Source organism: Streptomyces sp. NPDC008079 (assembly GCF_042957385.1).
GTDB lineage: Bacteria > Actinomycetota > Actinomycetes > Streptomycetales > Streptomycetaceae > Actinacidiphila.
On sequence record NZ_JBIBIC010000008.1, the window covers coordinates 42892 to 57042 of the forward strand.

At 72.3% G+C, this 14151-nt stretch carries 15 protein-coding genes; 10 read left to right on the forward strand and 5 right to left on the reverse strand.

The features are described 5' to 3' along the window. The first annotated feature begins 42 nt into the window (after window positions 1-42). Window positions 43-954: a helix-turn-helix domain-containing protein gene (locus tag ACFZAM_RS18520; RefSeq protein WP_391047283.1), complete on the forward strand. Its 912-nt coding sequence runs from the start codon at window positions 43-45 to the stop codon at window positions 952-954. On the opposite strand, the gene ACFZAM_RS18525 is transcribed toward ACFZAM_RS18520, so the two are convergent. Next, on the reverse strand, window positions 905-2359 hold the full coding sequence (locus ACFZAM_RS18525) for a DHA2 family efflux MFS transporter permease subunit (protein ID WP_391047284.1): 1455 nt from the start codon (window positions 2357-2359) through the stop codon (window positions 905-907). The two genes, ACFZAM_RS18520 and ACFZAM_RS18525, sit on opposite strands and share 50 nt — an antisense overlap. A gap of 138 nt (window positions 2360-2497) precedes the next feature. Between ACFZAM_RS18525 and ACFZAM_RS18530 the strand changes: the two genes are divergently transcribed. From ACFZAM_RS18530 to ACFZAM_RS18550, 5 genes are all read left to right on the forward strand, one after another. Further along, window positions 2498-3085: a hypothetical protein gene (locus tag ACFZAM_RS18530; protein ID WP_391047287.1), complete on the forward strand. Its 588-nt coding sequence runs from the start codon at window positions 2498-2500 to the stop codon at window positions 3083-3085. Window positions 3086-3161: 76 nt separating this feature from the next. Beyond that, window positions 3162-3812 (forward strand): class I SAM-dependent methyltransferase, encoded by a 651-nt coding sequence (locus ACFZAM_RS18535; RefSeq protein ID WP_391047289.1) that lies wholly within the window; start codon window positions 3162-3164, stop codon window positions 3810-3812. Between the two features lie 140 nt (window positions 3813-3952). Continuing rightward, window positions 3953-4936 (forward strand): N-acetylmuramoyl-L-alanine amidase, encoded by a 984-nt coding sequence (locus ACFZAM_RS18540; protein ID WP_355345388.1) that lies wholly within the window; start codon window positions 3953-3955, stop codon window positions 4934-4936. A gap of 138 nt (window positions 4937-5074) precedes the next feature. Next, complete coding sequence (locus ACFZAM_RS18545; RefSeq protein WP_355345391.1) at window positions 5075-5914, forward strand: hypothetical protein; 840 nt, start codon at window positions 5075-5077, stop codon at window positions 5912-5914. Between the two features lie 244 nt (window positions 5915-6158). Further along, window positions 6159-7169 (forward strand): LLM class F420-dependent oxidoreductase, encoded by a 1011-nt coding sequence (locus ACFZAM_RS18550; RefSeq protein WP_391047293.1) that lies wholly within the window; start codon window positions 6159-6161, stop codon window positions 7167-7169. Window positions 7170-7276: 107 nt separating this feature from the next. Here the strand turns inward: ACFZAM_RS18550 and ACFZAM_RS18555 are convergent, their stop codons facing one another. Next, window positions 7277-7831 carry a hypothetical protein gene (locus tag ACFZAM_RS18555; RefSeq protein WP_391047296.1) on the reverse strand — a complete coding sequence of 185 codons (555 nt, stop codon included), beginning with the start codon at window positions 7829-7831 and terminating at the stop codon, window positions 7277-7279. 184 nt (window positions 7832-8015) lie between these two features. Here ACFZAM_RS18555 and ACFZAM_RS18560 point away from each other — a divergent pair, with 184 nt between their 5' ends. Then, complete coding sequence (locus ACFZAM_RS18560) at window positions 8016-8303, forward strand: hypothetical protein (RefSeq protein ID WP_188285062.1); 288 nt, start codon at window positions 8016-8018, stop codon at window positions 8301-8303. 15 nt (window positions 8304-8318) lie between these two features. Here the strand turns inward: ACFZAM_RS18560 and ACFZAM_RS18565 are convergent, their stop codons facing one another. The 3 genes from ACFZAM_RS18565 to ACFZAM_RS18575 are packed head-to-tail and all read right to left on the reverse strand — an operon-like array spanning window position 8319 to window position 11727. Continuing rightward, on the reverse strand, window positions 8319-9425 hold the full coding sequence (locus ACFZAM_RS18565) for a prenyltransferase (protein ID WP_391047300.1): 1107 nt from the start codon (window positions 9423-9425) through the stop codon (window positions 8319-8321). After that, window positions 9422-10204, reverse strand: a complete 783-nt coding sequence (locus ACFZAM_RS18570; RefSeq protein ID WP_355345403.1) for a class I SAM-dependent methyltransferase — start codon at window positions 10202-10204, stop codon at window positions 9422-9424. The genes ACFZAM_RS18565 and ACFZAM_RS18570 overlap by 4 nt, the downstream gene beginning before the upstream one ends. Beyond that, window positions 10204-11727 (reverse strand): glycosyltransferase, encoded by a 1524-nt coding sequence (locus ACFZAM_RS18575; protein ID WP_391047642.1) that lies wholly within the window; start codon window positions 11725-11727, stop codon window positions 10204-10206. The genes ACFZAM_RS18570 and ACFZAM_RS18575 overlap by 1 nt, the downstream gene beginning before the upstream one ends. A 252-nt stretch (window positions 11728-11979) precedes the next feature. Here ACFZAM_RS18575 and ACFZAM_RS18580 point away from each other — a divergent pair, with 252 nt between their 5' ends. The 3 genes from ACFZAM_RS18580 (at window position 11980) to ACFZAM_RS18590 (ending at window position 14062) form a co-directional block, all read left to right on the forward strand. After that, window positions 11980-12630, forward strand: a complete 651-nt coding sequence (locus ACFZAM_RS18580) for a TetR family transcriptional regulator (RefSeq protein ID WP_391047302.1) — start codon at window positions 11980-11982, stop codon at window positions 12628-12630. Window positions 12631-13010: 380 nt separating this feature from the next. After that, window positions 13011-13865, forward strand: a complete 855-nt coding sequence (locus ACFZAM_RS18585; RefSeq protein ID WP_188285066.1) for a helix-turn-helix transcriptional regulator — start codon at window positions 13011-13013, stop codon at window positions 13863-13865. Window positions 13866-13876: 11 nt separating this feature from the next. Beyond that, window positions 13877-14062, forward strand: a complete 186-nt coding sequence (locus ACFZAM_RS18590; protein ID WP_188285067.1) for a DUF397 domain-containing protein — start codon at window positions 13877-13879, stop codon at window positions 14060-14062. Window positions 14063-14151: the final 89 nt, after the last annotated feature.

Below are 14151 nucleotides of genomic sequence, written 5' to 3' on the forward strand. Positions count from 1 at the left end.
TTCTCCCTGGCTAAAAGGGCGGCGGGCTCGGAGGATGGGAGGGTGATCGACAGGACAGGGCTGGCCGACTTCCTCCGCCGGAGGCGGGAGGCGCTGCGGCCCGCGGACGTCGGCCTGGCCGAGGGGGTACGGCGGCGGACGCCGGGGCTGCGGCGCGAGGAGGTGGCGCAGCTGGCGGGGGTGTCGACGGATCACTACACGCGGCTGGAGCAGGCGCGCGGCTCGGCGCCGTCCGAGTCCGTCGTGGCGGCGCTCGCGCGTGCGCTGCGCTGCGACCCGGACGAGCGGGACCACCTGTTCCACCTCGTCGGGCTGTCGGCGCCGCCGCGCCTGGCCGGGAACCGGATCCGTCCGGGGCTGATCAGCCTCGCGAGTCGTCTGGTGGACGTGCCGGTGTGCATCTACACCGACCTCGGCGAGGTGGTGTGGACGAACGCGCTCCAGGACGCGCTCACCGGCCGGGACATCACGGGCCCCGGCCGCGAGAACAACATCTTCTGGCAGTGGTTCACCGATCCGGCCTGGCGCGCGCGGGTGCCGGAGGAGGACTGGCCGCGGATGTCGGCGGCGCACGTCGGTGACCTCCGCTCGACGTACTCCCGCCGCGCCGGGCACCGGGGCCTCGCCGACCTGGTGCGGGATCTGCTCGACAGCAGCGCCGAATTCCGCGCGCTGTGGGAGCGGCACGAGGTCGCGGTGCGCCGCGCGGACCGCAAGAACGTGCTGCACCCGCGGGTCGGGCTGGTCCGGCTGCGCTGCGAGGTGCTGCTCACACCGGAGGACGACGTACGGATGCTGGCGTCGTTCCCGGTCGAGGGCACCGACGCCGCGGAGAAGCTCGCGCTGCTCCGCGACGACGCGACGGCGGCCCCGACCACAGGCCCGGCTACGGCTACGGCTACGGCTACGACACCGGAACGATCTTCGGAGTCGGCTTCGGCAACAGCGCCGTGAGCGCGGTGCCCACGACCAGGAAGGCCGCGCTGATCAGGAAGGCCAGGGAGTAACCCGAGGTCAGCGCGCGGGCCGCCGACGCTCCCGCGTGCCCGCGGGAGGAGATACGGCTGGCGGCGGCGGTCGCGAGGATCGTGAGCCCGAGTGCCCCGCCGAGCTGGCGGGAGGTGTTGAGGAGGCCGGAGACGAGCCCCTGTTCGCTCATGCCGACACCGGAGGTGGCCGCCGCCGCGATGGGGGTCATCATCAGGCCCGCGCCGAACATGGTGAGGACGCCGGGCCCGAGGATCGAGGTGAGGAAGGCCCCGTCCACGGTGAGCCGGCTCTGCCAGGCCAGACCCACCGCCGAGATGAGCCCGCCCGCCGCGCCGACGATCCGGCTGTCCACGTAACTCATCAGCCGGGGCGCCAGCTTGGAGCCGACGATGATGCTGACGGTGTGCGGCAGGAAGGACAGACCGGCCCGCACCGGGCTGTAGTGCAGCACATTCTGCATGTACAGCGACAGGAAGTACCAGGTGGCGAAGGTCGCGGCCCCGGCCGCGAGCAGGACGGTGTTGGCCGCGGACACCGAACGGATACGGAACAGGCGCAGCGGCATCAGCGGCTGGGCGGTCCTGGCCTCGACGGCGACGAATCCGCCGAGCAGGACGGCGCCCCCGACGATCGGCAGCAGCGCGGTGGCGGACGTCCAGCCGTGCGACTCGCTCTCGGCGATGCCGTACGCGAGGGCGGCGACACCGCCGGTGACCAGGACGGCGCCGGGTACGTCGAGACGGCGGCTCGTACCGCCGCGGCTCTCGGTGAGCCACAGCGCCGCGCCGACGATCACCAGCGCGCCGATCGGCACGTTGACCAGCAGCACCCAGCGCCACGACAGGTAGTCGGTCAGCAGGCCGCCGACCAGGCCGCCCGCCGCGCCGCCGCCCGCGCCGACCGCCGTCCAGGTGCCGATCGCCCTCGTCCGCTCGGGGCCCTCGGGGAAGGACGTGGTGAGGATGGCGAGCGTGGTGGGCGCCAGTACGGCGGCGCCGATGCCCTGGAGGGTGCGGGCGGCGATCAGCAGCCCCGAGGACTGCGCGAGGCCGCCCGCGAGGCTCGCGGCCGTGAACAGGCCGAGGCCGACGAGGAAGACGCGCTTGCGGCCGAAGAGGTCGGCGGCCCGGCCGCCGAGCATCAGCAGGCCGGCGAAGGTGATCGCGTACGCGTTCACCACCCACTGCTGACCGGCCTGGCTCAGCGCCAGGTCCGTACGCATCGACGGCAGCGCCACGTTCACGACGGACACGTCGAGCACCACGAGGAACTGGCCCGCGCACACCGCGACCAGCACCGCCCATGCGGGCGGCGCCGGGCGCCCGGTACGGCGGGGGGTTCGTTCGCGCTGTCCGAGGAGATCGCTCATGGGGACCATGCTGCCGTCCCGCCTGTCACGAAAGCATCGGGATTTTGGCCTACGTCCACCCCCGCCGGGGCCTAGGACATCTTCCGGGGGGTACGTGCTTCGGGACCGGTCCCGGGACAGGTGGGTTTGGCTGTACGCATGAACAACCAGCCTTCCGCGGGCCCGTCCCGTTTCCGTCCGCTCGTGCGCGCCGTGCTGTTCGCGGCCGTGGCCGCCGTCCTCGTATCGTGCGGCGACGGCGGCGCGGGCGGCTCCGGCCGCTCCGACGGCGCGGGCCGTGCCGTACCGGCGTCCCGCACACCGACGACCGCCACGACATCCCCGAGTCCCACCACCCCCAGCCCGTCGACCGCCCCGACGCTGCCCGTGCCGTCGGACGGCACGGACACGGAGCTGTGCAGGGACGGGCGCTGCGAGGTCCGGGTGACCGAGGGCGACACGATTCCGGTGCCCGCGCGGTCCGGTGTCGGACGGCTCACGGTGACCTCGGTCGGGGGTCACACGGTCATGCTGACCGCGCCGCTGATCCAGTCGCAGTTCGACTCCGACGGCGGCTGCCAGATGAGCGTCACCGGCCCGTCGGACGAGGACTCCGGCTCCACCGACCTGACCTGCGAGGCGGGCACCAAGGGGAGGGTGAACAAGCTGAGTCTCCAGCTGCTCGGCGTCGTGGGCAGGGCCGCCGTGCTGCGCATCGGCCTCGCGGCCTCGGGCGCCGACGCATAAGGCCCCGGCCCGGCCCCCATCCCCGCGCCCCGGCCCAGGTCCCGGCCCGCGTCCCAGCGGAAATAAGGTGAACCCCATGACGGATGTGGTGGCGGCGTTCGAGGCCGCGAAGGGGTTCATGCCACGGGACGAGGGCCTGGCCCTGTACGCGGCGGCGAAGGAGGCCGCGGCCGGACTCGGGCTGCCGCTGCTGGAGGTGGGCACGTACTGCGGGCGGTCGACGATCCTGCTGGCGGACGCGGCCCGGGGCGCGGGCACGGTGGCGGTGACCGTCGACCACCACCGGGGCAGCGAGGAGCAGCAGCGGGACTGGGGCAACGGCGAGTACCACGACCCGGAGCTGGTGGTGGAGGAGGCGACGGGGCTGATGGACACGCTTCCGGCCTTCCGCAGGACGCTGTACGAGGCGGGCCTCGAGGAGCACGTGATCGCGGTGGTCGGGAGGTCACCGCAGGTCGCCAGGGTGTGGCGGCAGCCGCTCGGGCTGGTGTTCATCGACGGCGGGCACACCGACGAGCACGCGGGCGGCGACTACGAGGGGTGGGGGCCGCTGGTCGCCGAGGGCGGGCTGCTGGTGATCCACGACGTGTTCGCGGACCCGGCCGACGGCGGGCAGGCGCCGTACCGGGTGTACCGGCGCGCGCTGGACTCCGGCGCCTTCGCCGAGGTCTCGGCGACGGGGTCACTGCATGTGCTGCGCAGGCTGCCGGGCCCGTTCGAACCGTAGCCCGCCGCGCCCCGCGCGGCATACGGCCGAGCGGCCCACGCCACCCGTCGCCGTCACGACCACCTCGCCCTCCGTAGCTCCCCGGCCGCGCCGCGCGACCGCCCTTCAGGGATGTCCGCGAGGCCGATAGAGTCGCTGGCGTGTTCAGGAACGAGTCGTACGGGGGCGGCAAGCGCCGCTCTCTGATCATCGCCGTCGCCGTGGTCGTACCGGCGTGCCTGGCAGGCGGTCTGGTGTACCACGCGGTGGGCGATTCCGGGGGCTCGGAGCAGGACAGCGCGGTACGGGCCGCGCCGACGTCCTCGCCGTCGGCCTCACCGACCTCGGCGGGTACCGGCGACGACGGCCAGAAGGGCTCGGCGCCCCAGGCGGACCTGGCGGGCACGGCCCCGACCGCGCAGGCGACGGCCTCCCCCCGACCGCTCAACACCGCAGGCGCGATGAGGCCGTTGGCGGGAAAGGTCGTCGTCCTCGACCCCGGCCACAATCTCAACAACGCCAAGCACACGGCGGAGATCAACAAACTGGTGAACATCGGCACCGCCCGCAAGGAGTGCGACACCACGGGGACGGAGACCAACTCCGGTTACGCGGAGGCGACGTACACCCTGGACGTCGCGCACCGGGTGCGGGCGATCCTGCTGGCGCGCGGCGCGCAGGTGAAGCTGACGTACGACGGCGACCGGGCGTTCGGCCCGTGCGTGGACGAGCGGGCCCGGATCGGGAACGCGGCGCACGCGGACGCGGCCCTGTCGATCCACGCGGACGGCGCGCCCGCGTCGGCGTCCGGCTTCCATGTGATCGCGCCCACGTCGGTGCACGTGGGCATCGCGGACACCCGTAAGATCGCGGCGCCCTCGTATCTGCTGGCCACGACGCTGCGTTCGCGTTTCGCCGCGGCGACCGGCGAGCACTTCGCCGACTACCTCGGCGGCGGTACGGGGATGACGGTCCGCGACGACCTCGGCGGGCTCAACCTGTCCACCGTTCCGAAGGTGTTCATCGAGTGCGGGAATATGCGCAACGCTCATGACGCCAAGTCGTTGACGGACTCCGCGTGGCGGCAGCACGCTGCCCAGGGGATCGCCGACGGCCTCACCGCCTTCCTCGAAGGGAAGAGGTGACAGGGCTGTAGCAGTCCGGTATGGATCGTGCACCAATGGTCATACCTGGCTGTCCGGACATGATCACACCCGTACGATGGGGCACCGCCCGATTGAGTACGGCCGAGTTAACCGAACTGACAAAGGACAGGACCTGACGTGAACATCCGCTCCCTGACCCGAGGAGACGGCGCGGTGATCGGAGCAGCGGTGCTGCTGCTGATCGCCTCGTTCCTGCCGTTCTTCAGCTTCAAGTCGCCGTTCAACGGCGCGGAAAGTTCGCGGAACCTGTGGCACTCGGACTACTTCCCGATCCTGCCTTCGGTGACGCTGGCCGCGCTGATCGCCGCCGCCGCGGTGGTGCTGGCGCGTACCGGTCCGCTCGTCGGGCGGCAGATCCTGGGGCTCTCCCTTGAGCAGTGGGCTGTCGCGATCTCGCTGTTCGTGGGCTGGACCGCTCTGTGGGCGACGCTGTTCGACAACCCGGACGGCGTCGACAAGGGCGCGGGCAACTGGCTGACGCTGCTGTTCGGCGTCGTCATCGCGGTGGCGGCCCCGCTGTCCAACCGTCTTCCCGCGCTGAAGGCCCCGCTGCTCGGCGCCCCGCGGCCCGCGGCCCAGCCGTACGGTGTCGGCCCCGGCCAGCAGCCGTACGCGGCGGGTCCGCCGCAGGCCGGTTACGGCTACCCGGGCGGCGCGCAGTCCGTCGAGACGCCGTACGGTCAGCCGCAGCAGGCCCAGCAGCCGTACGGTGCGCAGCAGTCGGCGCCGCAGCCGGCCGCCGCGCAGGGTCCGTCGTCGGACTTCACCGCTTTCTGGTTCGCGGTGCCGGTGCCGCGCCCGTTGTTCGCGGAGGACAACCCGGGTGCGCAGATCGCCGAACTGACGCCGGGTACCTGGTACTTGGCCGTGGACCAGCGCGGCTCCGCGCTGATCGCGCAGACCCAGGACGGGCGGCGCGGTGTGCTCCAGGACAGCAGCGGCATCCAGCGCGGCTGATCGTTTCTCCTTCCGGTACGCGACAGCGGCCGGTCCCGCTCCGGGCCTCCGGACGCCGGGACCGGCCGCTGTTCTTTTCCGCCCGCCCGCCTACCTGCCCGCCCCCGGCCCCCCGGCCCCCCAGCCGCCCGCTGCCTGTGTACGGCCCCGCGCCCGGCCGCCGGTCTTCCGGCCCGCGGCGGGCGCGCGTACCCTCCCACTATTCCTGACGCACCGTCAGATCAACTGCCCCCAGGAGGCGTTCATGCGGCTCGGACTCGCGCTCGGTTACTGGGGCCGCGGCCCGGACCCCGGCCATGTGGGGCTGGCACAGGAGGCGGAACGGCTGGGCTACGACTCGGTGTGGACCGCGGAGGCGTGGGGCTCGGACGCCTTCACCCCGCTCACCTGGATCGCCGCGCACACCAGCCGGATCAGGCTGGGCACGGGTATCGCGCAGATGGCGGCCCGCTCCCCCGCCGCCACCGCGATGCAGGCGCTCACCCTCGACCACCTCTCCGGCGGGCGGATGCTGCTCGGCCTCGGCCTGTCGGGACCGCAGGTGGTGGAGGGCTGGTACGGCCGCCCATTCCCGAGCAGCCCGCTGACCGCGACCCGCGAGTACGTGGACGTGATCCGCCAGGTGCTGCGCCGCGAGGCGCCGGTACGGCTGGACGGCCGTTTCCACGCGCTGCCGTACGCCGGTCCCGACGGCACCGGCCTCGGCCGCCCGCTGAAGCCCATCACCCACCCGCTGCGCGCCGCCCTGCCGGTGCTGCTGGGCGCCGAGGGTCCCAGGAACATCGCCCAGACGGTACGGATCGCCGACGGCTGGCTGCCCCTTTACTGGTCGCCGTTCCGTACCGACGCCTATGACGCGCCGCTCGCCGACGCGTCGAAGGACTTCATGGTCGCCCCGCTGGTCCGCGCGCAGGTCTGCGCGGACCCGGCCGACGGGCTGCTCCCGGTCAAGGCGATGCTCGGCTTCTACATCGGCGGCATGGGCGCGCGCGGCCGTAATTTCCACGCCGAGCTGATGGGCCGGATGGGGTACGAGGAGGAGGCCGGGCGGATTCAGCGGCTCTTCGCCGAGGGCCGCCGCGAGGAGGCGGTGCACGCCGTGCCGAACGCCTTCGCCGACGAGATCTCGCTGGTCGGGCCGCGTGAACGGATCGCCGACCGGCTCGCGGCCTGGCGGTCGGGCCCGGTCACCGACCTGCTGGTGACCGCGCCCGACCGGGAGACGCTGCGGGTGCTGGCGGAGCTGAACGCCTAGCGGGCGGCCCGGCGGTGGGCTCCGAGCGCGTCAGCCGACGATGTCCAGAGCCGCCGCTGCCCTGAGTCGCCGCCGCCCTCAGCCGCCGCCCTGAGCCGCCCCTGCCCTCAGCCGCCGATGTCCTTGAGCGACGGCACGTTGTCGGTGACGTCCGCCCCCGCGCTCTTGCCCGCTTCCTTGACCTTGTTGATCACGTCGTCGAAGCTGTTCGCCGCCTGGTCGGCGGAGTCGCCCTTGCGGAGCTTGGCCGGCAGGTCCTTGAGCGCGTCGATGCCCGCCGTCAGCGGTGCCACCGCCTTGCTCAGCGTGGGGTCGGCCTTGGCGTTCCCGGCCGCCGCCTTCAGCCTGTTGTAGGCGAAGGTGCCCGCGAGACCGGCCTTGACCAGCGCGAAGGTCCGGCCGCTCGCGCCCTTCTTGAACTTGCCCGCCTTGTACGGCTTCACGATCCACTGGTACGTGGCCCCGGCCGCGAGGCCCGCGTTGGCGACGAAGCGCGTCTTGGCCAGCTTCTGCTTCTCGACGGTGCTGGTCGGCGACGCGCTCGGGTCCGAACTGCCGGTCGACATGGAGTCCGTGGACTTGCCGCAGGCGGTCGCCGTGAAGAAGGTGACGGCGAGCAGGAGCGCGACGATCGTCCGGCGCAACGGGATGCCTGTCGGCACGGGGACCTCCGGGGTGGCATACGGGCTACGGGTGCGGGGCGTGCGTGATCTTTGGCAGCATCACCCGGCCCCGGTCCGCCCGCCACTCGGGAGTTCTGGCCAGATCCTCACGCTTCGCGAGGGCGCGCCGTCACCGCGGAATCGAAAGGAGTTTCAATCGCCGGAGCCGGGCAATGCGGTTGTCATGGCCAGACGGTATGGCGGTAACCCCGCCGCGGCGATCATCCTCATCGTCGCAGACATCGCTGCACTGATCCTGATCCTGTGGATCTTCTTCTTCGTGTTCGACGCCAACCGGGCGAACGACCTGGTCAACTGGGTCCATCACTCGGCGAATTGGCTCGCGGGATGGTCGAAGGACCTGTTCACGGTGGACAACGCCAAGTGGCGCACCGTGCTCAACTACGGTCTGCCCGCAGCCGTCTACCTGCTGGTAGCGCACGCGGTGGCAGGCCGGGTCAACCGCGCCTGACGTACGGCACGCGTCTCAGCAGCAGCCCGTCCTGCCGGACGCCTCGGGTTCCAGCCCGACCGGCAGCCGTTCCCCGCTGAATACGGCGGTGGTCGCCTCGTCCCCCCCGAGCGCGGCCACCGCCAGCAGCACGGCGGCGGCGGTCCACGCGGTGCGCTCCACCGGCCAGACGGCGTCGTCGTCGTAGACGTACCCCGTCCAGTACAGGCCGTCGTCCGCGCGCAGGTGCCGCATGTCGGCCAGCAACTGTACGGCGCGGTCGGACTCGCCCACCGCCCAGAGCGCCAGGGCCAGTTCGGCGGTCTCGCCGCCGGTCACCCACGGGTTGGGCACCACGCAGCGGACGCCGAGGCCCGGCACCACGAAGCGGGACCAGCCCTCCTCGATCCGCTCCAGCGCGCGCGGCCCGCGCAGCGCGCCGGACAGCACCGGGTAGTACCAGTCCATGGAGTAGCGGTTCTTGTCCAGGAACCGCTCCGGGTGGCTGCGGATCGCGTGCCCCAGCGCGCCGGTCGCCAACTCCCAGTCCGGCTGCGGTTCTTCGCGGTGCTCGGCGATGGCCAGCGCGCAGCGCAGCGCCTGGTGGATCGACGAACTCCCGGTCAGCAGCGCGTCGGTGACGACTCCCCCGCCGTGCTCGGCCGCCTCCCGCTTCCAGCCGATCTGGCCGCCGGGCTGCTGGAGCCCCAGCACGAACTCCACCGCCGCGTAGACCGTCGGCCACAGCCGGTCCACGAACGCGTCGTCCCCGGTGGACAGATAGTGGTGCCACACGCCGACGGCCACGTACGCGCAGAAGTTGGACTCCTGGCCGCGGTCGGTCGGCCGCTGCGGGTCGCCGTCCTGGTAGGCGGCGTACCAGGACCCGTCCTCGTTCTGGTGCCTGGCCAGCCAGTCGTACGCGGCCCGCGCGCGCTCGTGCTCGCCCGCCGCGTCCAGCGCCATCGCCGCCTCGACGTGGTCCCAGGGGTCGAGGTGGTGGCCGCGGAACCAGGGGATCGCGCCGTCCTCGCGCTGGACCGCCGCGACGGCGTCCACCGTCTCCGCGGCCTGCTGGGCGGTGAGCACACCGGGCAGCGCCAGCCGCTCCGTGCGGTCCGGCCTCCGGCTGGGATACGTCACTTGGCGGCGCCCGGGGCGGCTGTGACGTCGGTGTCGTCCGCGGACGGCGAGACGGCGTCCACCGGCAGGTGCGGCTTGGTCGCGTAGGCCACGAAGCTCTTGCCGATCAGCGGGTTGAGCGCCTGTTCGGCGACCCTTGTGGCCAGCGGTTTCTTCATGATGTCCCAGACCAGCAGCTTGTGGTACAGCTTCACCGGCAGCGCCTTGTCGTTGTCCACGCCGACCGCGCACTTGATCCACCAGTACGGCGCGTGCAGCCCGTGCGCGTGGTGCGTGCCGTACGGGCGCAGGCCCGCCTCCCGCATCCTGCCGAGCAGTTCGTCGGCCTTGTAGATGCGGATGTGGCCGCCCTCGACCTCGTGGTAGGCGTCCGACAGCGCCCAGCAGACCTTCTCCGGGCCGTAGCGCGGCACCGTGACCGCGATCCGGCCGCCGGGGCGCAGCACCCGCACCATTTCGGCGAGGACGCCCTTGTCGTCGGGGATGTGCTCCATCACCTCGGAGATGATGACGACGTCGAAGCTCTCGTCGGGAAAGGGGAGTTGGAGGGCGTCGCCCTCCATCGCCACCGCCGACGCGCCCTCCGGCGCCTCGCCCTCCTCCTTCATCGCCGCGAACCAGCGGGCGACTTCGCGGATCTCCTCGCCGTTCCTGTCCAGCGCCACCACGTGCGCTCCGCGCCGGTAGCACTCGAAGGCGTGGCGCCCGGCGCCGCATCCGAGGTCCAGCACGCGGTCGCCTGCGGCGAGCGGGAAACGAGTGAAGTCGACGGTCAGCATCAGCGGTTGCTCCCTACCGGGCCGGACTCGGTCTCGGGGGGCACGTCCCCCATACGTTCACCTTGCGCGAGGGCGCGCCCTTCAGGGGCGCGGGGCACCGCGCGCTCGGCCGGTGCGGCGCCGCGGCTCACCGACCGCCCCAGCGGGGCGGACGCGGTCGGTTCCGCGACCACCGGCCCGGTGGCGGATTGGTCGCGCCCACGCGGCGGCAGCCGCACATCGGACACAGGCCCGCGAGCCCGCGGGGCGGAGGCGATCGCTTCGCGGTACAGGGCCACCGTCGCCTCGGCGGCCCGCTCCCACGTGAAGTGGGCCAGGACGCGGGCGCGGCCGGCGGCGGCGAGCCGCTTGCGAAGGCCGGCGTCGTCGAGGACACGTTCAAGCCCAGCGGCAAGCGCACCGGCGTCGCCCGGGGGCACGGCGAGGCAGGTCTCGCCGTCGGGCCCGGCGACCTCGGGGATGGCGCCGCCGGTGGTGGCGACCAGCGCGGTGCCGGTGGCCATCGCCTCGGCGGCGGGCAGGGAGAAGCCCTCGTAGAGCGACGGCACGCAGGCGACCTCGGCGCCGCGCAGCAGGTCGACCAGCTCGGCGTCGCTGATGCCCTTGACGAATTCGACGGCGTCCGCGAGGCCGAAGTCGGCGATGGCCTCGGCCACGGGCCCCTTCTCCGGCCGTTTGCCGACGACGACGAGATGGGCGTACGGCCGCTGCGCCCGTACCTTGGCGAGCGCCTCGATCAGGAAGACCAGGCCCTTGAGAGGCACGTCGGCGCTCGATGTGGTGACGATCCGGCCGGGCACCTCGGCCACGGAGGGGTCGGGCGAGAAGAGCCGGGCGTCGGCGCCGATCGGGACGGCGCGGATGCGGTCCGGCCGTACGCCCAGGTCCTCGATGATCTCGTCGCGCGACGAACCGGACACGGTCACCACGGACGGCAGGCGGCGGGCCACCCGCTTCTGCATCTGCGTGAAGCCGTACCAGCGGCGCACCGACAGCCGTCGCTTCCAGCCCTGCGCCGCGGCCAGGTCCAGGCGGCGGTCCACGGTGATGGGGTGGTGGATCGTGGTGACCAGCGGCAGGCCGAGGCCGAGCAGCCCGTAGCCGAGCGTCTGATTGTCGTGGACGACGTCGAACTCGGCGCGGCGGGCGGCGAGATGGCGCCGGGCACGGAGGCTGAAAGTGAGCGGTTCAGGGAAGCCGCCGGTCCACATGGTGGCGACCTCGAGGGCGTCGACCCAGTCGCGGTACTCGCCGCGCTTGGGGGTGCGGAACGGGTCCGGCTGCCGGTACAGGTCGAGGCTGGGCAGCTCGGTGAGGGTGACGCCCTCGCCGACCGCGTCCAGCACGGGGTAGGGCTGCGCGCCGATCACCTCGACGCTGTGGCCGAGCGCGGCCAGCTCGCGGGACAGGTGCCGGACGTACACGCCCTGGCCGCCGCAGAAGGGATTTCCCTTGTAGCTGAGCAGGGCAATCCGCAGCGGCCTGGCCTGTGAGGTCACTCCGGCCCCCTTCTCGGTCGCGATTGAGCCGGAGCGTAACCGCTGTCGCGCTAATCTAGAACAAGTTTCAGACTTGATGGTACAGAAAGCCAGTCCACCGGCCGCCGGACGGTCGGATCACGCCGCCGGGGGCGGGGCCCGGTGCGGGCCGAGGGTGACTCGCACCACGTCACCCGCCCTGCCATCATGCACGCAGCGCGGGACACCGGCGGCACGGGCCGACCGGCCCGCGGACCGGCACGCAAACGGGTACGGGAACGGCACGGGATGGGACACATGAGCACTGACTCCAAGCCGTCCAGCCCGCCGCTCCCGCGCGTACCGCCGCACTCCCCCGCGCCGCACTCGCCGCCGCTGACGGAGCGGCAGGAGGCCCGGCGCCGCCGCATCCTGCACACCAGCGCGCAGCTCGCCTGCCGGGGCGGTTTCGACGCCGTGCAGATGCGGGAGGTCGCCGAGACCTCGGGCGTCGCGCTCGGCACGCTCTACCGCTACTTCCCCTCCAAGATCCATCTGCTGGTCGCGACCATGCAGGACCAGCTCGGGCAGTTGCACGGGACGCTGCGCAAGCGGCCCCCGGTGGCGGCCGAGCCGGCCGACCGGGTCGCGGAGACCTTGATGCGGGCCTTCCGCGCGATGCAGCGCGAGCCGCATCTGGCCGACGCGATGGTGCGCGCCCTCACCTTCGCCGACCGTTCGGTCAGCGCCGAGGTCGACACCGTCTCGCGGCTGACCACGGCGATCATCCTGGACGCGATGGGCCTGGACGCGCCCCCCACGGCCGAGCAGCTCTCGGCCGTCCGGGTCATCGAGCACACCTGGCACTCCGCGCTGGTCACCTGGCTCTCCGGCCGGGCCTCGATCGCCCAGGTGAAGATCGACATCCAGACGGTCTGCCGTCTGATCGACCTGACGTCCCCCGAGTAGCGCCCGCGCGAGCGCGGCCGACGCGCTCCCGGCCGAGGGTCACGGGCGAAGATCACGGCCGAGGGTCACGGGCGAAGATCACGACCGTGGCTGGCCGCCACCGCCCGGCGACCGGGGACCCACGACCCCTTCACGGGAACTTCACCGGGCCCTCGCCGACCCGTCGCCCGTCGTACCGTCGGAGCGGGATCGCCGGTAACCGGATACCCGGTCAACACACTTACACCTCAAGGGAGTTGACTGTCCGCGTGCGCGTAAGCGCGCGCAGCATATGGGGCAATAATGCCCCACTGCAACCTTGTCTCCGAAATTTCCAGAAACGATCTGGACCCCGCGTGAGCGGAACGGCAGACTCGGAACCACCATTCAGAAGGGACACCATGCCGCTCAGAAGCACCGCAACCGCCCGCCAGGAGCGCCTCGGTGCGGAGCTACGGAAAATGCGGGAAGCCGCAGCGATCACCGCGCGGGACACCGCGCGGCTGCTCGGCACCGACCCGGCGAAGGTGAGCCACATCGAGGCCGGGCGGCTCGGCGTGAGCGAGGAGCGGTTACGCAGACTCGCGGCGTTCTACGAGTGCGGCGACACCGCGCTGATCGACGCGCTCGTGGTCATGGCCAACAGCCAGGGCCGCAAGGGCTGGTGGGAGACCTACCGCGGCGTCGTACCGGCCGGGCTGCTGGACATCGCCGAGCTCGAACACCACGCCACCCGGCTCCGTACCATCCAGATCACCCACATTCCGGGTGTGTTCCAGACCGAGGACTACACCCGTACGGTCTTCGGCTACGCCATCCCGCCGTTGCCGGACAACGAGCTGGAGGCGCGGGTGGCCCAGCGCATGGAGCGTTCGGGAGTGCTCTACCGGGAGACGGCGCCGCCTTACGAGGCGCTGATCCACGAGGCCGCGCTGCGTATGCGGTTCGGCGGCGGGAAGGTGGCGCGCGCCCAGCTCGAACACATCCAGGAGCTGAGCCATCTGCCGCACATCAGCGTGCGGGTGATCCCCTTCGCGGTGGACGGTCACATAGGTTCCGGCCACGCGATGCTCTACGCGAGCGGTCCGGTACGGCCGCTCGACACCGTTCAGATCGACTCCGCACACGGCATCAGCTTTCTGCACGCGGCACCGCATCTGTCCAATTACCGCGTGCTCTACAACACTCTCGCGGAGGTTGCGCTGGATCAGTCCCGGTCACGGGACTTCATCCGCGACATCTCCCAAGACCTCTGAAAGGCCCGCCGATGATCGCGCCCGCGCCGCTCGTTTGGCAGAAGTCCACGTACTCGCAGGAACAGGGCGAGTGCGTCGAGCTGGCCGAGGACGGCGGCGCGGTCCTGCTCCGCGAGAGCGACGACCCAGGGGTCGTGCTGTGTACGACGCCGACCGCGCTGGCCCGCTTTCTGCGGGCCATCAAACGCGGCGGGTGAGGCGGGGACGGTTCCGGGCCGCCGCGCCCGGTCCGGGCCAGTCCGGCCCGGCGGCCCGGCGGCCCCGCCCGCAAGGGTGACGACGGGTA